Below are 21,550 nucleotides of genomic sequence, written 5' to 3' on the forward strand. Positions count from 1 at the left end.
ACAACCCAACCGATGAAGTGAACCTACGCGGCAATAAAAGTTAACGACTTATCGCTTGATTAGGACTTCATCGGTTTTTACTGAAAAAGCATCAGAGTAGTAATTCAGGCATAATGGCCTATTATCAAGGTTTCGATAGTTTTCAGTAGTTAGTAAGCCTACTAAACCAAAATTAGCAAAATCTTTCTTCCATTTAACAATAATACCAGAATCAGGGATATTAAATTTTATACTTGAATCTCTCAAAGACAGCAAGTCTTTATCAATTGCCTTTAATACTTTCAATATAAAATTAACAGAATAGCTTTGGTTCTTTCTTGGCAACAAACCAATATCGCCATATTGCCTATAAAATCCCACACATTTACGAATGTTAGATTCATTTAGGCCTTTTTGTGTTGAAACATAATTACAAGAATAATGTTTCTCTAAAACTAATTTTACGCATTCAAGCTTAAATGCATAATCATACTTGACTTTTCTTTCCATAAAAATACCCCCAAATAGTGTCTAACTTTTTGGGGGCAGTCTAAAAAATGAATGGATTTTTTTATAGTGACGAACTGAATCCTAAAAATTAAGCATCCAAATCAACTTTAGTTCTACTGGCAATTTCTTTATAAGTCCCGTTTTCCAGTTTCTCGCGAATAGCTTCAAAAGCCGTTAGCGTTTCATCAATATCAGCTAATGTATGAGGAGCGGTTGGGATAACGCGTAATAAAATCATCCCTTTTGGAATTACAGGATAGATAACTATTGAAAGAAAAATTCCATAATTCTCTCTCAAATCATTTACCATAATCATAGCTTCCGGCACACTTCCTTCAAGATAAACTGGTGTAACACAAGTATTTGTATCTCCAATATTAAATCCTTTACTTCTCAAACCACCTTGCAAAGCATTTACATTCTCCCATAATTTATCTTTCAATCCCGGGTTATCACGCAATAATTCCAAACGCTTCAAAGAACCAATGGTTTGAATCATTGGCAACGCTTTGGCAAACATTTGCGAACGCAAGTTGTATTTTAAATAATCGATAATTGCTGTATCGGCAGCCACAAAAGCTCCGATATTCGCCATCGATTTTGCAAACGTAGAAAAATAAACATCAATATCATCTTGAACACCTTGCTCCTCGCCTGCTCCGGCACCTGTTTTCCCAAGTGTCCCAAAACCGTGCGCATCATCAACCAAAAGACGGAAATTGTATTTCTTTTTCATTTCTACGATTTCTTTCAACTTACCTTGTTGACCACGCATCCCAAAAACACCTTCGGTAATAAAAAGAATACCTCCGCCAAGTTCAGTAGCAAGTTTTGTAGCACGTTGCAGGTTTTTCTCCATACTTGCAATGTCGTTGTGCTTGTACGTAAAACGTTTTCCGCTATGCAAACGAACGCCATCAATAATACAAGCGTGCGCATCCACATCATAAACGATTACATCATTTCTGGTAACCAAAGCATCAATGATAGACACCATTCCCTGATAGCCAAAATTCAACAAATAAGCAGATTCTTTCATGACAAAAGCAGCTAATTCTTGTTCTAATTGTTCGTGATATTTTGTATGACCAGACATCATTCTCGCACCCATTGGGTAAGCAGCACCATAAGCAATAGCTGCTTCAGCATCGGCTTTACGTACCTCCGGATGATTTGCCAAACCTAAATAATCGTTCAAACTCCAGTTCAAAATGTCTTTCCCCTGAAACTGCATTCTTGGTCCTAATTCACCTTCCAACTTTGGAAAAACAAAATAACCTTCAGCCTGTGAAGCCCATTTCCCTAATGGCCCCTTATTGTTTTGAATTCTTTCAAATAAATCTTTTACCATAATATAAATCAAGTGCTACTATTAATTTTAAGAAGTTGCAAAATTAAATATTTTATCTGTCTTATCAAATCTTTTTTAGGAGCAATTTCCAGCTCTCCATTTAATCTTTTTTCATAAAATCTTTTTTTCCAAGACTTTGCAGGAACTTCCTTTAGTCGTTCAGCAAAGTCAGGAAAAAATAGCTTTTTTCAAAAAAAGGATTTCCATTTCTATCTGGGCTAGACAATTGATTTCACAATAAACTTTGTATATTTGAAAGAATATTAGAATTTAAATATGTCACAAGATACCCAAGAATTAAAACTCGCCGTCCTTATTGATGCAGATAACGTTCCTTATAGTAATGTAAAAGGAATGATGGAGGAAATAGCAAAATATGGAACACCAACCACAAAACGTATTTATGCCGATTGGACTAAACCAAATGCCGGGGGTTGGAAAAGTGTTTTATTGGAACACGCAATAACGCCCATTCAACAATACAGCTATACTGTTGGTAAAAACTCTTCCGATTCCGCGATGATAATCGATGCGATGGATTTGTTGTATTCTGATAAAGTTGATGGATTTTGTATCGTTTCTAGCGACAGTGATTTCACACGATTGGCCATCCGACTGAGAGAATCCGGAATGAAAGTCATTGGCATTGGCGAAAAGAAAACACCCAATTCCTTTATTGTTGCCTGCGACAGATTCATTTATATAGAAGTTCTGGACGGCGCCATCAAAAAGAAATTACCAAAACGCACTATAACTCCTGCCACAGATTCTAAAAAACCAGTTGAAAAGGAAGTTGTAAACAAAATTGACAATCAAACCATAGAACTTATAGAAGACACATTAGAAGCAATTGGCGATGAAGATGGCTGGGCTTTTCTTGGCGACGTAGGAAACCTTATTGTAAAGAAAAAACCCGAATTCGACCCTCGAAATTACGGCTTTTCAAAATTGACGCCAATGCTAAAATCGCTATCTGATATTCTAGAAATCGACGAAAGAGAATCAGACAAAAAAGGAATCAAACACGTTTTTGTGAGGCTACGTTATAGTTAGAAATAAGTTAAAAATAAAAAAAGGAGGCCTTTTTACAGACCTCCAATCGTAGATTTTGATTTACCATTATCAACTTCACACCTTACGGCAGCTGACTATTGAATAACCTTTCTTATGCAGATTGTATACTCAAGTAATTAATCAAAACCACACTCAAATGTACAATTTATTTTTATTCAATCATTTATATTTCAACACTTTAACAACGTATTAACACTACTGTTTTATGAATTACGAATAATGTATTTGAACCATTGAAATTCAAATTATTTTATTTATAATAGGCTTTTTAATTCGAATAGAAAAAACCAAAAAATTTCTGAACGCTACTTCCAAATTACAAGTTATATATAAACAAAAAAGGAGGCCTTTTTACAGACCTCCAATCGTAAATTCTGATTTACCATTATTGACTCATACCGTTACTGATATGGCCGATTATGAGTTGCACTATTCCAATATGAAATAGACATTCTCAAGTAATTAATCAAAACCACATTCAAATGTACAAATTATTTTTACATAACTAACTTAAATTAAATGCTTTAACAACACATTAACGCTGCTATTTTTAGAATTATAAATAATGCATTTGAACCAGTGAAATTCAAAATATTTTATAAAAAAATAAGTGCTTCATTTAAAATATAAAAATAATAATTACATCATTCAACTATCTAATCAACAGCCACCTAAAAAAAAAGGAGGCCGTTTATAGGCCTCCAATTGTAGATTTTGATTTACCATTATCAACTTCTACCTTACGGTACCGCTGACTATTGAATAACCTTCTCTGTTCAGATTGATATACTCAAGTAATTAATCAAAACCACATTCAAATGTACAAATATTTTTATTGTAAAATAAACAATATCAATACTTTAACAATAAATTATGAAATTTTATTTATCTCCTTTAAAACTATTTCTTTTTGGAATAACTATATTGTATGCGATAAGTCAATACCCATGCAATTTGCCGCAGGTTTAATAAAAAACAATCCGCTTCCTAAATTATCATCTTGTAAAATACAGATTAAATGTACCTGATTTTCCTCCGTATGTTCCATCAATTTTTAATATTAATTCGGTAGTATTCAGGCTTGCAACATTAAAAGTTCCATTAAAACTAGAACTGGTGACATTAATTGTTACGGTATTTCCGCTTTGTGTCCAAGTCCCATCCCTTCCATTAAATACACAATTCAATGAATAGTCACCGTATTTCACAGCACCTCCAGTTAAAAAATCAATATAGTCTTTATTACATCCATCCTCATTTTTAAAATAAGATGTTGAGTAAGGAATTGTAATCCCAATGGAAGTTGCTGTTGATTTGTTAAAAACCCATTTCCCACCAATTAAATTCAGATCCACAGATCCGCTATCATCTTTAGTGCAAGAAGTAAAAATCATTACTAAAGTTAATGCCGAAACAAATAGTATACTTATTTTTTTCATTATTTTGAATATTGGTTAGCGTACAATAATAAGCAAAAAATTCATAAACAAAAACTACGTCTGCTTATCTACTCACAACACTGATGAATAATAAGTTAAAACTTAAAATTTTAATTAAATCCCGAAAGAAATCTCATTCCTAAGAGAAACATCTTGATAATTTTTCAATTAAAAATCACATATAACGCTCTATTTTTAAAAGAGTGTATCTTTGTCATTCATCAATTCTGAAACAAAAAATGAAACTCGTTTTTGCCACCAACAACAAAAATAAAATACTCGAAGTCCAACATATGCTCCCTTCAACTATTGAGATTATCAGTTTGGAAAGCATCGGTTGTTTCGAAGAAATTCCGGAAACGGCAGCTACTATCGAAGAAAATGCCATCATGAAAGCCAATTATGTCACTTACAACTACGGCTACGATTGCTTTGCTGATGACACCGGGCTGGAAGTGGAAGCCTTAAACGGCGAACCAGGCGTATACTCAGCTCGATATGCCGGCGAACAGCGCAGTTCTGAAGACAATATGAATAAATTATTAAATGCTTTATCTAATGAACCCAACAGAAATGCCCAATTCAAGACCGTAATCGCCTTAAACCTAAACGGGAAACAGTATCTTTTTACAGGAATTGCAAAAGGTAAAATCACATTGGAAAAAACAGGAAATCAAGGTTTTGGATACGATCCCATCTTCAAACCTGAGGGTTACGAGGTTACTTTTGCGCAACTTTCACTCGAAGAAAAAGGGAGAATTAGCCATCGAGGTAAGGCAACGGAACAACTAATTGCATTCTTAAAAAACTAACTAATTGATTTTCAAATAACAATAAAATATTAAATCTGAATTTTCCATTAGATTATCTCGTTTATTAGCAGTATTTTTGCACCAAATTTTAAAAACATATATGAATAAATTTGAACAATTAGGATTGAGTGAATCGCTACAACGTGCGATTATCGATCTAGGATTTGAGAATCCGACCGAAGTACAGGAGAAAGCGATTCCCCTATTATTGGAACAAGACATTGATTTAGTTGCGTTGGCTCAGACAGGGACAGGGAAAACGGCAGCTTTTGGTTTTCCAGTCATTCAAAAAATTGATGCCAACAACAGAAATACACAGGCGTTAATTTTATCACCTACCCGCGAACTATGTTTGCAGATTACAAACGAGATTAAAAACTACTCAAAATACGAAAAAGGTATTAATGTAGTGGCAGTTTATGGTGGTGCGAGTATTACAGAACAGGCTAGAGACATCAAAAGAGGCGCACAAATCATTGTGGCTACTCCAGGTAGAATGCAGGACATGATTAACCGAGGATTGGTAAACATTACCCAGATTAATTATTGTATCCTTGACGAAGCAGATGAAATGTTGAATATGGGTTTCTACGAAGACATCGTAAATATCCTTTCAACAACTCCGGACGAAAAAAGCACTTGGTTATTCTCGGCTACAATGCCGGCAGAAGTTGCCCGAATTGCGAAACAATTTATGCACAATCCGTTAGAAATAACTGTTGGCGCTAAGAACTCAGGTTCAGCAACGGTTTCACACGAATTTTACTTAGTAAATGCCCGTGACCGTTACGAAGCTTTAAAACGATTGGCCGATGCTAATCCAGACATTTTCTCAGTAGTTTTTTGTAGAACGAAACGTGATACACAAGCTGTTGCCGAAAAATTAATTGAAGATGGTTACAGCGCTGCCGCTTTGCACGGAGATTTATCTCAGGCACAGCGCGATGGTGTAATGAAATCTTTTAGAGGTCGCCAAATCCAAATGCTTGTCGCTACTGATGTGGCTGCTCGTGGAATTGACGTTGATAATATTACTCACGTAGTAAACTATCAGTTACCTGACGAAATAGAAACTTACAATCACCGTTCAGGCCGTACTGGTCGTGCTGGAAAATTGGGTACTTCTATCGTCATTGTAACCAAAAGTGAAATTCGTAAGATCTCTTCTATCGAAAGAATTATCAAACAGAAATTCGAAGAAAAAACAATTCCATCCGGAATCGAAATCTGCGAGATCCAATTGTTGCACTTAGCGAACAAGATTAAAGATACTGAAGTTGATCACGAAATTGACAACTACCTTCCTGCTATCAACAATGTATTAGAAGGATTATCGAAAGAAGAATTGATTAAGAAAATGGTTTCTGTTGAATTTAACCGTTTCATCAATTACTACAAAAAAACTAGAGACCTTTCTTCTCAATCTTCAGGTTCTGAAAGAAGAGAGCGTGATGACAGAGATGGTGCCCCAAGAGAAAATAACAATGGTGGTGCCACAAGATACTTTGTGAACATTGGTTCCAGAGACAACTTCGACTGGATGACCTTGAAAGATTATTTGAAAGAAACATTAGACTTAGGTCGTGATGACGTTTTCAAAGTAGATGTAAAAGAAGGTTTCTCTTTCTTTAACACAGACCCAGAACATACTGATAAAGTAATGGAAATATTAAACAACGTACAATTAGAAGGACGTCGTATCAATGTGGAAATTTCTAAAAATGACGGTGGCGGAAGACGCGACCATAACGGAAGAAGTTCCGGTGGTTTTGGCGGAGGTCGTTCAGGTGGTGACAGAGGTTCAGCCCCAAGAAGAGAAGGAAACTTTGCCCCAAGACGTGAAGGTTCTGGCGGAGGATTTAGAAGCGACAGAAGTTCTGCTCCACGTGAAGGTGGTTTTGGACCAAGAAGCGCATCAGCTCCAAGAACTGGCGGTTTCTCTGATAGAGCTCCAAGATCCTCAGAAGCTCCAAGACGTGACGGTGGTTCTTCAGAAAGACCAGCAAGACGTTCTGAAAGTTTTGGTGACGCACCAAGAGAAAGAAGACCAAGAAGAAGTTAAATCCTCACCCTAGCCCCCCTCTCCAAACGAGGGGGGAATTATGGTATTGAAAATTAATTCATTTGTTAATTTTCTTATAATTATATTGAAACTACAAAATATTTAATCCCGTTTTATTACTTTTAAAGTTTTAAATCAGTTTATGAAATATTTTGTAGTTTTCTTTTTTTTAATACTCTCCTCAACAGCTTTTTCGCAAGTCATTGAACCAGGTCAAACCGTAACCGGTACTATTCTTAATGACAACACGAAATTTCCATTGCCAAATGTAAATATCATCAACATTAATAAAGTTAGAGGTACAACTACGGATGATAGAGGTAATTTTGAACTTGCTGTTTCCGTAAATGATACTTTGCATATTAGTTGTATTGGATTTCAATCCCTAAAAATTAAGGTTACCAATGACTGGGTAAAAACCAAAACCACTACAATTCAACTTACCGAAAAAGCCTATGCGCTCGAAGAAGTAATCGTAGGACGATACAACTTAACCGGCTATATCGAAGTGGATTCTAAATTGATTCCAGTAAAAGAAAATTATCGCTACAGCATTTCAGGTTTGACCGAAGGTTATGAAGCTGGTGAATATTCGCCAAATGCTTTCGGAAAAGTGATGGGTTCCATTTTTAATCCTGCTGATGCACTATATAATTTCTTTGGAAAAAAACCTACTGAACTTAAAAGGTTGAAAGAAATGAAAAAAGACGATACCGTTCGAAATCTTTTGGAAACCAAGTATGATCGTGAAACCATTGCCGTATTGCTGGGTGTGGACAAAAAGGAAATTCCTGAAATTCTCGAACGTTGTAATTACTCCGAATCGTTTGTAAAAACCGCCAATGACCTGCAAATTCTGGATGCTATCAGCTCCTGTTATGAAGAATATAAAATCCTGAAACGGAAATAATAATCCGATAAAAACAAGTGTAATCCTTGATTGTGCAAACGGTCAGGGATTTTTTACGCTAAAAACAGTTATAGATTACCAGAGATACTAATTCGTTTTTCTTAATCCCATTTGAAAGACACAGATCTAAAAAAAGATGAACTCAAAAACAAAACCACTTAAATCAATAATCAAATAGTAGCGTTTGCAAAGCGTTCTTTCTCTGAAGATTGTAATTTTAGAAAATAATTTTCAATCAACATAAACAAAGGTTTACCTAATAGCTTTATCTTACCGTGCGATGACCAAATTCTTTTTAGCGATTTACATAACCACTTATAACAACGGTTTTAAAAAATTGCTAGGGAATTGCTAGGGGAAAATATAATTTTCATAACTTCGTTTTGTTCTAATGTAAAAAGAAGCGTTTCAAAAGTTGCACCTTTTTAAAGCACTAGAACATTAACAATTTAAAAACATAAGACTATGAAACAGAAAATTATTTTTGTCATAAGCCTACTTTTTGGACTTATGTTTATCAACTCAGGACTAAACAAGTTCTTTAACTACATTCCTGCTCCAGCAGACCTTCCGGAAAAATTGGTCAAAACTATGAAAGCCTTTATGGAAATTGGCTGGCTATTTCCGCTTGTAGCAGTTGCTGAAATCCTTGGTGGTATTCTTTTTATAATTCCAAAGTTCAGAGCACTTGGAGCCGTTGTCATTTTTCCTATAATGATTGGAATCCTTTTAACTCATATCCTAACAGCACCTTCTGGATTACCTATTGCATTAGTGCTGTTTGCTATAAACTTATGGGTGATTTATGAGAATAGAGATAAATACCTTCCAATGGTGAAGTGACAATCTATTTATTGCCATTCATAAAATTAAACACGACTAATAAAGTTTAATCTATTTCAATTCCAATTTCTTCCAGAATTTCAAAAAGATAGACACTTTGACTTGGATCATATTTCTCAACCCCACTTTGATACCACTTCGAAATTATATTCAGTTGAAATAAAGTATAATCATCTGTATCTTCTATACTTAGTCCAAGCAAACCTGCAAGAAGAAATTCTTCTAAAACTTTAATGGTAACCGTACGTTGAGGGATTCCTTTTGAAATTTGTCCGTTCATTTCCTCATAATCCATCCTCCCGGAATTAAATCCCGAAATAAAAGCGATACTGTTTTTTTTACTGTCAATTTGCAAAAAAGGATCCTGACCATTTGAATATCCTTGAAAATAATCTTGTCTATAGGTAGTACTAAATATCTTTTTCGTTCCCATGAAATGAACTGTTTAAAAATTTCTAACCAAACATATAAACAATATCTTATTAATAATATTAAAATCGTTAAAAGGGAAAAATACCCTTTAAATAACAAGGGCAATGCAGTTTGTCGATAAAAAAACAGGAAGAATAATGATTTTTCTATAATTCAGAAAAATACCTTTCTTCGATTCTTTTGATGTCTTTTATGGAATTTTTGGCCCAAGCCAATCTTTTTACCAAGATTTCTTCTTCGGATAAATGCCAATCAATATCTGAATTTCGCAGTCGGTTCATCAGATTCTGGATAATAATTGCTGCCGAAACCGAAATATTCAAACTTTCAGTAAAACCAACCATTGGAATTTTAAGAAAACCATCAGCTTTTTGTAAAATCTCCTCCGACAATCCATCTCGTTCCGTTCCAAAAAACAAGGCACTGGGTTTCGAAATATCAAAATCATCCAGCAAACAATCATTCTCGTGTGGTGTTGTCGCAATGATTTGGTAGCCTTGACTTTTCAAAGTATCGATGCAATTTGTAACATTGTCAAATTTATTAATGTCAACCCATTTTTGGGCACCCATCGCAATTTCTTTGTCGATGCTCTTGCCGTAACGCTGTTCGATCACGTTCAATTCCTGAATACCAAAAATCTCGCAACTGCGCATCACCGCACTGGCATTATGCATTTGAAAAATATCTTCCACGGCAATTGTAAAATGCTTGGTTCTGTTTTCCAATACTTTCAGAAACTTGCTTTTTCGGTTTTCGGTCAGGATGTTTTCGAGAAAAGTGAGGTAATTGAGATCAATCATATTACGGAATTATTTTTGGTAAAAATAGTAAAAAAGAGTAATTTTAAATATCTAATTTTGTCATTATAAAGAAAAGAGGAATAGCATGAAAAAGAAACTAGTCGTACTAACCGGAGCCGGAATTAGTGCCGAGAGTGGCATCAAAACCTTTCGCGACGCCGGAGGACTTTGGGAAGGACACAATGTTATGGATGTGGCAACACCGGAAGGTTGGCATAAAAACCCAAAATTAGTGATGGATTTTTACAACCAAAGACGCCAACAATTACATGAAGTGCAACCCAATTTAGGACACGAAATTTTAGCCGAATTAGAACAAGATTTCGAGGTTTTCATCATTACCCAAAATGTGGATAACCTTCACGAAAAATCAGGAAGTTCAAATGTGTTGCATCTTCACGGCGAATTGTTAAAAGTTAGAAGCACAGTAAACAGCAACTACATCCTGGATTGGCAAGGCGATTTAAATTTTGGCGATGTCGATGACAACGGAAATCAATTGCGGCCACATATCGTCTGGTTTGGTGAGGAAGTTCCAGCCTTGGAAGAAGCCGTGACAATTGTCGGAAATGCTGATATTCTGGTCATCATTGGCACTTCCTTGCAAGTTTATCCGGCTGCAGGTCTTATGAATTTTGCTAAAACAACAATTCCGGTTTTTTATATTGATCCAAAACCTGCAGAAATTTACAATTTACAAAATGACATCAAAGTGATTGCAACTACAGGCTCAAAAGGAATGGAAATCGTTCAAAAAGAGCTTAAAAAATTACATTATCAAAGTAGAACAGGCCTATTTGTCATTTCGCCGAAGGAGACTCGAACGAAGTGAACAGGGGAACAAATCTCATCACGAGAGAACTAATGCGATTTACTTCGCCTGTTCTGGCATAGCTCTCGGGTCTCCTTCGTCGAAATGACAAAAAATATCCAACACATAACTCAAAACTTATAACTTATAACTATTTTTGCGCTTTCTAACAACACAACAACAATGACTACATTAAACGAATTAAACGCCGTATCGCCAATCGACGGTAGATACAGAAGCAAAACAAGTTCACTTTCAAAATTCTTTTCTGAAGAAGCTTTAATCAAATACCGCGTATTGGTAGAAATTGAATATTTTATTGCGCTTTGCGAAATCCCATTACCTCAACTTGCAGACGTAAACCCAAATTTATTCGAAAGTTTGCGCAACATCTATAAAAACTTCTCTACCGAAGACGCTCTTTGGATAAAAGAAACCGAAAAAGTGACCAACCACGATGTAAAAGCCGTGGAATATTTTATAAAAGACGCATTCGAAAAACTGGGATTGTCTCAATATAAAGAGTTCATCCACTTTGGACTTACTTCACAAGACATCAACAATACCGCAATTCCACTTTCGACAAAAGAAGCTTTCGAGAGAGTATATATGCCGTCGTTGATTTCTTTGACGTCCAAATTGAAAGATTTAAGCATTGAATGGAAGGACATTCCAATGCTCGCTAAAACACATGGACAGCCGGCTTCACCAACCCGATTGGGAAAGGAAATTGGTGTTTTTGTAGAACGTTTAGAAGAGCAAATGCGTTTGTTGTTTAATGTTCCCTTTGCAGCAAAATTTGGTGGTGCAACCGGAAATTACAATGCGCATCACGTGGCATATCCACAAATTAACTGGAGAAAATTCGGAGGGGATTTTGTTGAGGAAAAACTGGGTTTACACCACTCTTTCCCGACTACACAAATCGAACATTACGATCACTTTGCAGCTTTCTTTGATGCATTAAAAAGAATAAATACTATCGTAATTGACTTGGATCGAGATATTTGGACGTATGTTTCAATGGAATATTTCAAACAAAAAATCAAGGAGGGAGAAATTGGTTCATCGGCAATGCCACACAAAGTAAACCCGATAGATTTTGAAAATTCCGAAGGAAATCTGGGAATGGCAAATGCAATTTTCGAACATCTTTCTGCCAAATTACCATTATCAAGATTGCAACGCGATTTGACAGACAGTACCGTTTTAAGAAACATTGGAGTACCTATTGGACATACTTTAATCGCTTTTGAAGCTACTTTGAAAGGTTTGAATAAATTACTTTTGAACGAACCGAAATTCCACGAAGATTTAGAAAAAAACTGGGCGGTGGTTGCCGAAGCGATTCAAACTATTTTGCGTCGCGAAGGGTATCCAAATCCTTATGAAGCCCTGAAAGGACTGACCAGAACCAACGAAGCGATTGATAAAAAAGCAATTCATAATTTTATTGCAACCTTGGAAGTTTCTGCTGAAATAAAAGCAGAATTAATGCAAATCACACCAAGTAATTTCTTGGGGATTTAATACTAAAAACCATTTTTAAAGTACAAAGTAATGACGAAGAATTGGATTCTAAAAACTGTATTACTTTGTACTTTATTTATTTTATTTTCCTGCCAAAAGGAAAAAGCCAAGCCAGAAATCAAGACTTACAGAGCCGGAGTGATTTTGTCTTTTGACGATGCTTACGTAGATGAATGGTTTGATACAGATCAAAAACTGAAACAGTATTCCTGGAAAGCCACTTTTTGCGTTTGCAAAATAAATACCTTGCGCCATTACGAAATCAAGAAACTCCTCGAATTCCAAAAAGAAGGGCACGAAATAGCAGGACACGGCCTTCATCACTATCACGCTGAAAAATTTGTCAAAAAATACGGAATCAAGGATTATTTTAAGCAGGAAATAAATCCAATGCTCCGTTTAATGAGTTTTTATGGTTTAAAAATTACATCCTTTGTTTATCCCTATGGAGGAAGAAATCCAAAATTGGATGCTGCATTATTGAACGTATTCAAGATTATAAGAGGACGAGCATTTTGCGAAGAAGATGCCTCAAAACAAGGCTGTTATTTCAATCATTCGAAAATAGTATACAGCTTCAGTATCGATGACACACACAATCACTTTAATATTCCCCACCTGATGAAATTATTGGATTATGCAAAGAAAAATGATGAAATTTTGATTCTGAATAGCCATAAGACAGTAGAAAATGTAACTGCAGATTATCAGACGAAAAATGCAACATTAGAACTAATTTGCAAATACATCAGGTGCAATAATATGAAGTTTTATACTTTATCTGACTTGGATAATATACAATAATATAGCCCTAAACAAATAAAGGTGCAAGAACTAAATCTTGCACCCTTTTTATTAAAAACTTGAATTAAAATTATCTTGAATAATTTGGAGCTTCTTTGGTAATCGTCACATTATGTGGATGACTTTCGGTGATTCCACTTGCGGTAATACGCACAAAACGTCCTGTTTCCTGTAATGTAGGAACATCTTTAGAACCACAATAGCCCATTCCGGCACGAAGTCCGCCAATGAATTGTTGCATACTTTCTTCCAATTCTCCTTTGTAAGGTACACGACCCACGATTCCTTCTGGAACCAGTTTCTTGACATCGTCTTCCACATCTTGGAAATAACGGTCTTTTGATCCGCCTTCCATTGCTTCTACAGAGCCCATTCCTCTGTAAGATTTAAATTTTCTTCCTTCGAAAATAATAGTTTCTCCAGGAGATTCTTTTGTACCGGCAAGAAGTGACCCTAACATTACACAATCAGCACCAGCAGCAATTGCTTTAGGAATATCTCCTGTGTACCGAATTCCACCATCGGCAATAACAGGAACTCCTGTTCCTTTTAAAGCTGCAGCAACTTCAAGTACAGCAGAAAACTGAGGAAAACCAACCCCTGCAATAACACGAGTGGTGCAAATAGAACCCGGTCCAATTCCCACTTTTACCCCATCAGCACCGTTTTCAACAAGAAATTTGGCTGCTTCTGGTGTAGCAATATTTCCTACTATAACATCAATTTTTGGAAACTTGGCTTTTATATCTTTCAACACATTGACAACACCTTGGGTATGTCCGTGAGCAGTATCAATAATTATGGCATCGACACCCGCTTGAATCAAAGCTGTGGCTCTTTCTAGCGCATCGGCTGTAACGCCAATGGCTGCCGCAACACACAACCGACCATAAACATCTTTATTGGCATTGGGCTTTTGGGTTAATTTGGTAATATCTCTAAAAGTGATTAACCCAACTAGTTTATTTTGGGCATTCACTACCGGAAGTTTCTCAATTTTGTATCCTTGGAGAACCACCTCGGCTTGACCAAGAGAAGTTCCTTCGGCAACAGTAACAAGGTTTTCACTTGTCATTACTTCGATAATGGGTCTGGCATTGTTGGTTTCGAAACGCAAATCACGGTTGGTAACAATTCCTTTTAGGACTCTATTTTCGTCCACAATTGGAATACCGCCAATCCCGAATTCTTTCATTGCTTTTTTGGCATCGGCAACAATCGAATTTAAGGGTAAAGTGACCGGATCGATAATCATTCCGGATTCGGCACGTTTTACTTTTCGAACCTTGGCAGCTTGTTGCTCAATAGTCATATTCTTGTGCAAAACGCCAATTCCTCCTTCTTGTGCCATTGCAATTGCCATAGCACTTTCCGTAACGGTATCCATAGCGGCAGATACAATGGGAACATTAAGTGTTATGTTTCTGGAGAATTTTGATTTGATACTTACATCGCGAGGGAGTACGTTGGAAAAATTGGGTACTAATAATACATCATCGTAAGTTAATCCTTCACCGATAATCTTTGAGTTATGTGCTATCATTGCAATTTGAAGTTGTAGTTAAATTGCGTGCAAATATAGACAATCTTAAGCAAAACAACACTATAATTCAATTATAAATGATTATATTGCAGTGTAAAAACCATTTTTGGATTTTTAAGTTTATTTATTCATTTTTTATATTGAAAAAATTTCAGAAAACTTCCAATGACACCATCAAACCATTCATTACAAGGACTTTCTGACGAGGAAGTAGTTCAATCAAGAAAGAAATACGGTTCAAATTCTCTTGAACATCAGGACAAAAACCATTTTCTTGCTTCATTAATTGAAATGGTCAAGGAACCCATGTTTTTATTGTTATTATTGGCCACGAGCATCTATTTTTTTACAGGTAAATATGCTGACGGAATTTTTATGACGGCAGCAATTATATTAGTCTCCACCATTTCGCTTTATCAGGAATCCAGAAGCAGAAATGCCATTGAATTGCTTAAAAAATTATCACAACCCAAAAACAAAGTCATCCGAAACGGGAAAATCATAGAAATCCCCAGTGAAGAAATTGTTCTGGGTGATTTTATCCAAACCGAAGAAGGCACTTTTATTCCAGCCGATGGAATTATCATTCAATCCAATGATTTTTCAGTAAATGAATCTATTTTAACAGGTGAATCGCTTGCTGTTTTTAAAAATGAAAAATCCGAAATCAATCAAATATTTCAGGGAACGATAGCCGCCAGTGGATTGGCTATTTGCAAAGTTACCGCCATTGGCAATCAAACCCAACTGGGAAAAATCGGCAACAGTTTAGAATCCATTGCAGAAGAAAAAACACCTTTACAGTTACAAATCGGAAATTTTGTGAAGAAAATGTCCATAGTTGGTTTAGTGATTTTTAGTATCGTCTGGGGAATCAATTTTTATAATTCCGGAATATTTCTAGACAGTTTATTAAAAGCACTAACACTGGCGATGAGCATTATTCCGGAGGAAATTCCGGTGGCTTTCACCACATTTATGGCTTTGGGAGCTTGGCGATTGATGAAAATGGGAATAATCGTTAAGCAAACAAAAACCGTTGAAACCCTTGGAAGCGCTACCGTAATTTGTACTGATAAAACTGGAACAATTACTGAAAACAAAATGAGTTTGGCCCAATTATACCTGTTTTCGTCTAATGAAATAGCAAACCCAAAAGAACAATATAGTGCGGATGAAAAGGAATTGCTGACTATTTCTATGTGGGCCAGCGAACCCATTCCGTTTGATGGTATGGAAGTCGCACTTCACGATGCTTATTCGAAATTGGATATTGATGATGACCGACCCCATTTTAAATTAATTCACGAATATCCTTTGGGCGGAAATCCTCCAATGATGACGCATATTTTTGCAAACCAAAAAGGAACCAAAATTATCGCTGCCAAAGGCGCACCGGAAGCAATAATTGCACATTCTAATTTATCCAAACCAGAAATACAAAAGATTAACGATGCTATTGAATCCATGTCCAAAAAAGGATTCAGGGTTTTGGGAGTTGGCATTTCCGAATTTTCAGGACAGAATTACCCAAAAACACAACAGGAATTCTCTTTTAAATTTAAGGGATTAGTTGCCTTTTATGATCCGCCAAAAGAGAACATCAATAAAGTATTCGACACTTTTTACAAGGCTGGTATTCAGGTAAAAATAATAACGGGAGACAACGCCACAACTACCTCAACCATTGCCAGACAAATTGGTTTTAGAAATCCTGAAAACACCTTGAATGGAGATAAATTGATGACAATGGACGAAGCTACGTTGAAAGAAAAAGTGATGGAAACCACCATTTTTACCAGAATGTTTCCCGAAGCCAAACTAAAAATCATCCAAGCTTTGAAAGCCAATAATCAAATTGTGGCCATGACAGGTGATGGCGTAAATGATGGACCCGCTTTAAAATCGGCACACATTGGGATTGCAATGGGCAAAAAAGGAACCGAAATTGCTAAACAAGCGGCAAACCTTATCCTGATTGAAGATGATTTAGCTAAAATGACTGATGCTATTGCGATGGGACGAAAAATCTACATTAACCTAAAAAAAGCGATACAATACATCATTTCCATTCATATTCCAATTGTTATGATAGTCTTTATTCCATTGGTTTTGGGATGGATTTATCCAAATATCTTTTCGCCTGTACACATTATTTTTTTGGAGATAATTATGGGACCTACCTGTTCCATAATTTATGAAAACGAACCTATGGAATCCAATTTGATGATACAGAAACCACGCCCATTTACCAATACTTTTTTCAACCTTAAAGAAATAACAATCAGTATTGTTCAAGGATTGATAATCACGCTAGGACTTTTAATTGTCTACCAATATTGCCTTAGAGAAAATTGCACGGAAAGCGTTACCCGAACAGTCGTATTCCTGACTTTAATCACTTCAAATATCTTCTTAACATTAGCCAATCGTTCCTTTTATTATTCGATATTTACAACCATTAGATACAAAAACAATTTGGTTTTGTTTATTATAGGAATCACGGTTTTAATCACAAGTTTACTGCTGTTTATCCCTGTTTTCTCCCATTTCTTTATGTTTCAAGCCGTTTCGACTATGCAAATAGGAATGAGTATTTTAGTGGGATTTGTTTCGGTATTTTGGATAGAAATTTATAAAGCAGTCAAACGAAGAAAATAAAATCTTGATTTAATCAGGCGTGTTTTTATCAGGAAAAATAATATTGAGTCCCAATTGAAAAGACAAACTATTGGCTTTGGAAACATCCTTATATTCCAATAGATTGTCCGCAAGAATGTAAAAATTAACTTTGCCAAGGGTTGTTGACAATCCTAAACCAATATTTTTAGAAGAAAAGGAATCAATGGTATACGTTGCTTTCATTTCCAATGAATCAAAAATTTGTCGTTTGTAATAAGCGGTCAAAGCGGTCAAAGGCAATCGTGGCGTTGACATCACAAACAATTGGGCTCCAACGGAATTTTTGTATTTAATTTCATTGCCTTCGCAACTACACTCCGAATTTCTTCCATCACCAAAAGAATATTGTATAGAAGAATTGAACTTTAGAGGTCTCCAGGTTTTATATTTCACACTCAAAGTATCTAAAGGTATCGCATCCTGGAATTTTTGTGATAGATTAGAATTTCCGGCAATGAAATCAGGTGTCAGACCTACATATCTGTAATACCCTTTAAAACTGTAATTTCTTACTTCTCTGGTATGATTTATAAAACCAATGTCAATTAAACTAGCTGTAAATTGAAGGTTTTTTTGAGGATAATAAGTAAGTCCCAAATCTAAACCTAAGCCTAAATTTCCTCCAAAAAAGGTCTTTTTGATTATATCACTTCCTGCATTTCCAGAATAATTATCAGTATAGTTTGTAAAACCTGAAGTATTGATCAAAATATTGGATGAAATAACCTGATCATAAATAGAATTAGCACCTGGAATGGTGTAAGAATACCCTGAATTTTTAGTTGAAGAAATATTAAAAATACTGGAATAAATCTTTCCGCGAACACCAAGAATTAAATTTTCATTAACATTTTTATGATATCCAAGATGAAAAACCGAAAGCAATTCGCCTCTGGCATTCAAATCACCCAAATCAAAAACTTTACCCAAATAATCCTTGTTTCCGTCCAAAGCCAAAATTGCAAAATCTTTGGGTATATAAGTTAAAACATCCAGTTCCTGGTAAATTCCAAAAGAGATATATGAGTTTTCCTGCCAATCACCAAGCTTGAAACCACCGCTGAAAATTTCTAGTTGTTCATTTATGGAAACCTTGTCGTTTCTTGATGTTGAAAATACTACATTTCGTAATTTGGTATTAAAATCGACACCATTATTGGCAAATAAATCATATACAGAAAAGCCGCTGGAACCTAAATTTGCTGAAAAACCGGATAACAGAGGAATGCCAACAAACCATTTGTATTTGACATCAGTACCCGGATTACTCAACATTGACTGTGGCACTGAAGTGAAGTTGTATAAAATTTGCTTATTTTGAGAAAAGCAAGTAATGGATACCGAAAAAATAAAAACCAATAGTAATTTTCTCATTCCAATACTAAATAAATGGTGGCTTTGGAACGCAGTTTTAAACTTCCCAAACTATTTTCGGTTAAAAAAGGAACGCCAGGCGGTAATTTAATAACAAAACCAATTTTAGCTGTTCTTTTTAATAAGTCTAATTTAGAGTTTTGAAATATTTCGGTCTTTGTAATACCAGATGCATTAGCCGGAACATCAAAAGGAATGGAATAAAGCGGTAAATTATTGGCATCGAAAAAAACCAAATTAATCTTGAATGCCCTGTTTATAGTATTGTTAATTTCAAAAAAGAAATCAGCTCTTGTAAGGGCATTGGTAAAATATGTATCCCTAAAAACATCAAAATCTAAAAAATCTCCAGATGCAGTTTGCTCTACACCACCAATAACAAATTGATTTGCCTGGACATCAAAAGTCGCTAAATTACCAATAAAAACAGGCTCTAACTTCAGATTATTGACCTGATTAAAATCTAAATCACTCGAGCATGATAAAGATAAAATGGAGAGGATAAATATCCCTAAAAGTTTATTCATAATATTCAATGACTTGGGGAGTTAAAGAAACAACGAAGATATTAGTATTTTATTATTTTTTAATCAAAAATATGACAATATGAACTTACAATTATCTACAAATTTGTATTTTTGACAAACCCAACGAAACAATGCAAATCAAACATCCAGAAATCCTCTATTTCCTCTTCTTGTTGGTCATTCCAATTCTGGTTCATCTGTTTCAATTGCGACGTTTTAAAAAGGAATATTTTACCAATGTCCGTTTCCTAAAAGAGCTTTCCATCCAAACCAGAAAGAGTTCCAAAATCAAAAAATGGCTGCTTTTAGCTACACGTTTACTCTTGTTAACTTGCATCATTATTGCTTTTGCCCAACCTTTTTTTAAAGCCAAAGACAGCAAAAATAGTTCTAACGAAATGTACATCGTTTTGGACAATTCCTTCTCGATGCAAGCCAAAGGTCAAAAAGGAGAATTGCTGAAAAGAGCTGTACAGGAATTGCTCGAGAACACTCCCGAAAACCAAACTTTTTCCTTGATTACCAATTCGGAAACTTTTTGGAATACCGACATCAAATCCATCCAAAAAGAATTACAAAACCTGAAATATAGTGCATTGCCTTTCCAACTTGAAAGCGCTATGGCGAAAATAAAATCTCGAAAATCAGCTTTTAACAAAGATGTTGTTGTAATTACGGATGCAGTTGGTTTGAAATCCAAACAATTAAAAAGTATCGACAGCGATTTTAATACTTATTTCATTATTCCCAAAGCGGAACACGAAAACAACATTTCGATTGACAGCGTTTTTATTCATCAAACCTTGGACGATTTTTATGAAATTGGTTTAAAATTGTCTGCTTTTGAAGAAAAGGATAAGCAAATTCCGGTGGCTTTATACAATCAAAACAAACTAATTGCAAAGACTTTGACGAAATTTGAAGTCAAGGAAAAAACAATCTATTTTACTATTCCGAAAAAAGATTTCCATGGTTTTGCTTCCATTATCGACAACGGATTGGAATACGACAACATTTTGTTTTTCAGTATTTCAAACCCTAAAAAAAATAATGTAATCAGCATTGGACAGCCTGAAAAAGCTAACTTTTTATCTAGAATTTACACTAATGACGAATTCAATTTCAACAATTTTGCGATTGGAACTTTGGATTACAATTTGCTCGAAAAGCAGGACGCCATTGTTTTGAACGAACTAGACGAAATTCCGCAAGCTCTTCAAACTACCTTGAAATCTTTTGCAGAAAAAGGCGGAAACCTTGTTCTTATTCCATCGGCTAAAGCTTCTACAATAAATTTGAATACGTTTTTGAGAAATTTTGGAAACATCCAATTCAAAACTTTGGAAAACAAAGAAAAATTAATCACTAAAATCAACTTCAGTCACCCTTTGTACGCTGGAGTTTTCGAAAATAAAATCAACAATTTCCAATATCCAAAAACAAAAAATTCCTTTGGAATTGTGGGTTCCAATCCGTCAGCTTTGTATTATGAAGACCAAACAGCATTTTTGACTTCCATCAGCAATCCAATTTCTTCGGTATATGTTTTTGCTGCGCCAATTAATCCCGAGAATTCTAATTTTCAACAATCACCTTTGATTGTTCCCACTTTTTACAAAATGGCACTGAATAATCAAAACACCGGCGTAAATGCTATTACAATTGGCAACAACAACTCATTTTTAGTTGATGCCAATTTATCAAAAGATGCTATTTTGAATATCAAAAACGACAACGAAAACTTTATTCCCGTTCAACAAAATCTGAACGATAAAGTAAAATTGACATTTAACGATTATCCAGAACAAGCAGGAAATTATGGGATTTACAACCAAAAAGAATATTTAAAGAATATTAGTTTCAATTATAACAGAACCGAAAGTGATTTGGCTCAAGCCAATGAAAATTTGCTTTCAGAATATAAAATAATAGATTCTATCTCGACAGTTTTCGATACCTTACAAACAGACAGATCCGACAATCAAATTTGGAAATGGTTTATTATCTTTGCATTGCTTTTACTGGTGACAGAAATGGCAATTATACGATTCGTAAAGTAAAACG

18 protein-coding genes are annotated in these 21,550 nt (G+C 35.2%); 10 read left to right on the plus strand and 8 right to left on the minus strand.

What is annotated here, in order from left to right; translation table 11 throughout:
* Nucleotides 1–48 precede the first annotated feature (48 nt).
* The gene (locus tag IR213_RS05290; RefSeq protein ID WP_194311270.1) at nt 49–489 is read right to left on the minus strand and encodes a helix-turn-helix domain-containing protein; all 441 of its coding nucleotides are present in this window, start codon (nt 487–489) and stop codon (nt 49–51) included.
* A gap of 88 nt (nt 490–577) precedes the next feature.
* The gene (locus tag IR213_RS05295; RefSeq protein ID WP_194311271.1) at nt 578–1,840 is read right to left on the minus strand and encodes an aminotransferase class I/II-fold pyridoxal phosphate-dependent enzyme; all 1,263 of its coding nucleotides are present in this window, start codon (nt 1,838–1,840) and stop codon (nt 578–580) included.
* A 276-nt stretch (nt 1,841–2,116) separates the two neighbouring features.
* Here IR213_RS05295 and IR213_RS05300 point away from each other — a divergent pair, with 276 nt between their 5' ends.
* Nucleotides 2,117–2,893 (plus strand): NYN domain-containing protein, encoded by a 777-nt coding sequence (locus tag IR213_RS05300; RefSeq protein ID WP_194311272.1) that lies wholly within the window; start codon nt 2,117–2,119, stop codon nt 2,891–2,893.
* A gap of 1,016 nt (nt 2,894–3,909) precedes the next feature.
* Here the strand turns inward: IR213_RS05300 and IR213_RS05305 are convergent.
* Nucleotides 3,910–4,353 carry a hypothetical protein gene (locus IR213_RS05305; protein ID WP_194311273.1) on the minus strand — a complete coding sequence of 148 codons (444 nt, stop codon included), beginning with the start codon at nt 4,351–4,353 and terminating at the stop codon, nt 3,910–3,912.
* 239 nt (nt 4,354–4,592) lie between these two features.
* On the opposite strand from IR213_RS05305, the gene IR213_RS05310 reads away from it, so the two are divergent.
* The 4 genes from IR213_RS05310 (at nt 4,593) to IR213_RS05325 (ending at nt 8,980) form a co-directional block, all read left to right on the plus strand.
* Entirely contained in the window at nt 4,593–5,165 is a 573-nt protein-coding gene (locus IR213_RS05310; protein ID WP_194311274.1) for a non-canonical purine NTP diphosphatase, read from the plus strand.
* A 100-nt stretch (nt 5,166–5,265) separates the two neighbouring features.
* On the plus strand, nt 5,266–7,227 hold the full coding sequence (locus IR213_RS05315) for a DEAD/DEAH box helicase (protein ID WP_194311275.1): 1,962 nt from the start codon (nt 5,266–5,268) through the stop codon (nt 7,225–7,227).
* A gap of 142 nt (nt 7,228–7,369) precedes the next feature.
* Nucleotides 7,370–8,137 carry a carboxypeptidase-like regulatory domain-containing protein gene (locus IR213_RS05320; RefSeq protein ID WP_194311276.1) on the plus strand — a complete coding sequence of 256 codons (768 nt, stop codon included), beginning with the start codon at nt 7,370–7,372 and terminating at the stop codon, nt 8,135–8,137.
* 465 nt (nt 8,138–8,602) lie between these two features.
* Nucleotides 8,603–8,980, plus strand: a complete 378-nt coding sequence (locus IR213_RS05325) for a DoxX family protein (protein ID WP_194311277.1) — start codon at nt 8,603–8,605, stop codon at nt 8,978–8,980.
* A 46-nt stretch (nt 8,981–9,026) separates the two neighbouring features.
* On the opposite strand, the gene IR213_RS05330 is transcribed toward IR213_RS05325, so the two are convergent.
* Nucleotides 9,027–9,413, minus strand: coding sequence for a hypothetical protein (locus tag IR213_RS05330; RefSeq protein ID WP_194311278.1), 387 nt, complete (start codon nt 9,411–9,413; stop codon nt 9,027–9,029).
* Nucleotides 9,414–9,558: 145 nt separating this feature from the next.
* Nucleotides 9,559–10,215 (minus strand): TrmH family RNA methyltransferase, encoded by a 657-nt coding sequence (locus tag IR213_RS05335; protein ID WP_194311279.1) that lies wholly within the window; start codon nt 10,213–10,215, stop codon nt 9,559–9,561.
* 85 nt (nt 10,216–10,300) lie between these two features.
* On the opposite strand from IR213_RS05335, the gene IR213_RS05340 reads away from it, so the two are divergent.
* From IR213_RS05340 to IR213_RS05350, 3 genes are all read left to right on the plus strand, one after another.
* Entirely contained in the window at nt 10,301–11,047 is a 747-nt protein-coding gene (locus tag IR213_RS05340; protein ID WP_194311280.1) for an SIR2 family NAD-dependent protein deacylase, read from the plus strand.
* A 162-nt stretch (nt 11,048–11,209) separates the two neighbouring features.
* Nucleotides 11,210–12,556 carry an adenylosuccinate lyase gene (gene purB / locus IR213_RS05345; protein WP_194311281.1) on the plus strand — a complete coding sequence of 449 codons (1,347 nt, stop codon included), beginning with the start codon at nt 11,210–11,212 and terminating at the stop codon, nt 12,554–12,556.
* Nucleotides 12,557–12,586: 30 nt separating this feature from the next.
* Nucleotides 12,587–13,360 carry a polysaccharide deacetylase family protein gene (locus IR213_RS05350; RefSeq protein ID WP_194311282.1) on the plus strand — a complete coding sequence of 258 codons (774 nt, stop codon included), beginning with the start codon at nt 12,587–12,589 and terminating at the stop codon, nt 13,358–13,360.
* Between the two features lie 70 nt (nt 13,361–13,430).
* Here the strand turns inward: IR213_RS05350 and guaB are convergent, their stop codons facing one another.
* On the minus strand, nt 13,431–14,903 hold the full coding sequence (guaB, locus tag IR213_RS05355; protein ID WP_194311283.1) for an IMP dehydrogenase: 1,473 nt from the start codon (nt 14,901–14,903) through the stop codon (nt 13,431–13,433).
* Nucleotides 14,904–15,068: 165 nt separating this feature from the next.
* Between guaB and IR213_RS05360 the strand changes: the two genes are divergently transcribed.
* Complete coding sequence (locus tag IR213_RS05360; RefSeq protein WP_194311284.1) at nt 15,069–17,564, plus strand: cation-translocating P-type ATPase; 2,496 nt, start codon at nt 15,069–15,071, stop codon at nt 17,562–17,564.
* A gap of 9 nt (nt 17,565–17,573) precedes the next feature.
* Here IR213_RS05360 and IR213_RS05365 read toward each other — a convergent pair whose 3' ends face one another.
* Both IR213_RS05365 and IR213_RS05370 read right to left on the minus strand, forming a co-directional pair.
* Nucleotides 17,574–18,959: a DUF5723 family protein gene (locus tag IR213_RS05365; protein ID WP_194311285.1), complete on the minus strand. Its 1,386-nt coding sequence runs from the start codon at nt 18,957–18,959 to the stop codon at nt 17,574–17,576.
* Nucleotides 18,956–19,486, minus strand: a complete 531-nt coding sequence (locus tag IR213_RS05370; protein ID WP_194311286.1) for a hypothetical protein — start codon at nt 19,484–19,486, stop codon at nt 18,956–18,958. The genes IR213_RS05365 and IR213_RS05370 overlap by 4 nt, the downstream gene beginning before the upstream one ends.
* Nucleotides 19,487–19,617: 131 nt before the next feature.
* Here IR213_RS05370 and IR213_RS05375 point away from each other — a divergent pair, with 131 nt between their 5' ends.
* On the plus strand, nt 19,618–21,546 hold the full coding sequence (locus IR213_RS05375; protein WP_194311287.1) for a vWA domain-containing protein: 1,929 nt from the start codon (nt 19,618–19,620) through the stop codon (nt 21,544–21,546).
* Nucleotides 21,547–21,550: the final 4 nt, after the last annotated feature.

The organism is Flavobacterium soyangense (assembly GCF_015277675.1).
GTDB lineage: Bacteria > Bacteroidota > Bacteroidia > Flavobacteriales > Flavobacteriaceae > Flavobacterium > Flavobacterium soyangense.

Coding starts and splice junctions, on each gene's coding strand:
- IR213_RS05290 (WP_194311270.1), bottom strand. CDS start 489: ATGGAAAGAAAAGTCAAGTATGATTATGCATTTAAGCTTGAATGCGTA.
- IR213_RS05295 (WP_194311271.1), bottom strand. CDS start 1,840: ATGGTAAAAGATTTATTTGAAAGAATTCAAAACAATAAGGGGCCATTA.
- IR213_RS05300 (WP_194311272.1), top strand. CDS start 2,117: ATGTCACAAGATACCCAAGAATTAAAACTCGCCGTCCTTATTGATGCA.
- IR213_RS05305 (WP_194311273.1), bottom strand. CDS start 4,353: ATGAAAAAAATAAGTATACTATTTGTTTCGGCATTAACTTTAGTAATG.
- IR213_RS05310 (WP_194311274.1), top strand. CDS start 4,593: ATGAAACTCGTTTTTGCCACCAACAACAAAAATAAAATACTCGAAGTC.
- IR213_RS05315 (WP_194311275.1), top strand. CDS start 5,266: ATGAATAAATTTGAACAATTAGGATTGAGTGAATCGCTACAACGTGCG.
- IR213_RS05320 (WP_194311276.1), top strand. CDS start 7,370: ATGAAATATTTTGTAGTTTTCTTTTTTTTAATACTCTCCTCAACAGCT.
- IR213_RS05325 (WP_194311277.1), top strand. CDS start 8,603: ATGAAACAGAAAATTATTTTTGTCATAAGCCTACTTTTTGGACTTATG.
- IR213_RS05330 (WP_194311278.1), bottom strand. CDS start 9,413: ATGGGAACGAAAAAGATATTTAGTACTACCTATAGACAAGATTATTTT.
- IR213_RS05335 (WP_194311279.1), bottom strand. CDS start 10,215: ATGATTGATCTCAATTACCTCACTTTTCTCGAAAACATCCTGACCGAA.
- IR213_RS05340 (WP_194311280.1), top strand. CDS start 10,301: ATGAAAAAGAAACTAGTCGTACTAACCGGAGCCGGAATTAGTGCCGAG.
- purB (WP_194311281.1), top strand. CDS start 11,210: ATGACTACATTAAACGAATTAAACGCCGTATCGCCAATCGACGGTAGA.
- IR213_RS05350 (WP_194311282.1), top strand. CDS start 12,587: ATGACGAAGAATTGGATTCTAAAAACTGTATTACTTTGTACTTTATTT.
- guaB (WP_194311283.1), bottom strand. CDS start 14,903: ATGATAGCACATAACTCAAAGATTATCGGTGAAGGATTAACTTACGAT.
- IR213_RS05360 (WP_194311284.1), top strand. CDS start 15,069: ATGACACCATCAAACCATTCATTACAAGGACTTTCTGACGAGGAAGTA.
- IR213_RS05365 (WP_194311285.1), bottom strand. CDS start 18,959: ATGAGAAAATTACTATTGGTTTTTATTTTTTCGGTATCCATTACTTGC.
- IR213_RS05370 (WP_194311286.1), bottom strand. CDS start 19,486: ATGAATAAACTTTTAGGGATATTTATCCTCTCCATTTTATCTTTATCA.
- IR213_RS05375 (WP_194311287.1), top strand. CDS start 19,618: ATGCAAATCAAACATCCAGAAATCCTCTATTTCCTCTTCTTGTTGGTC.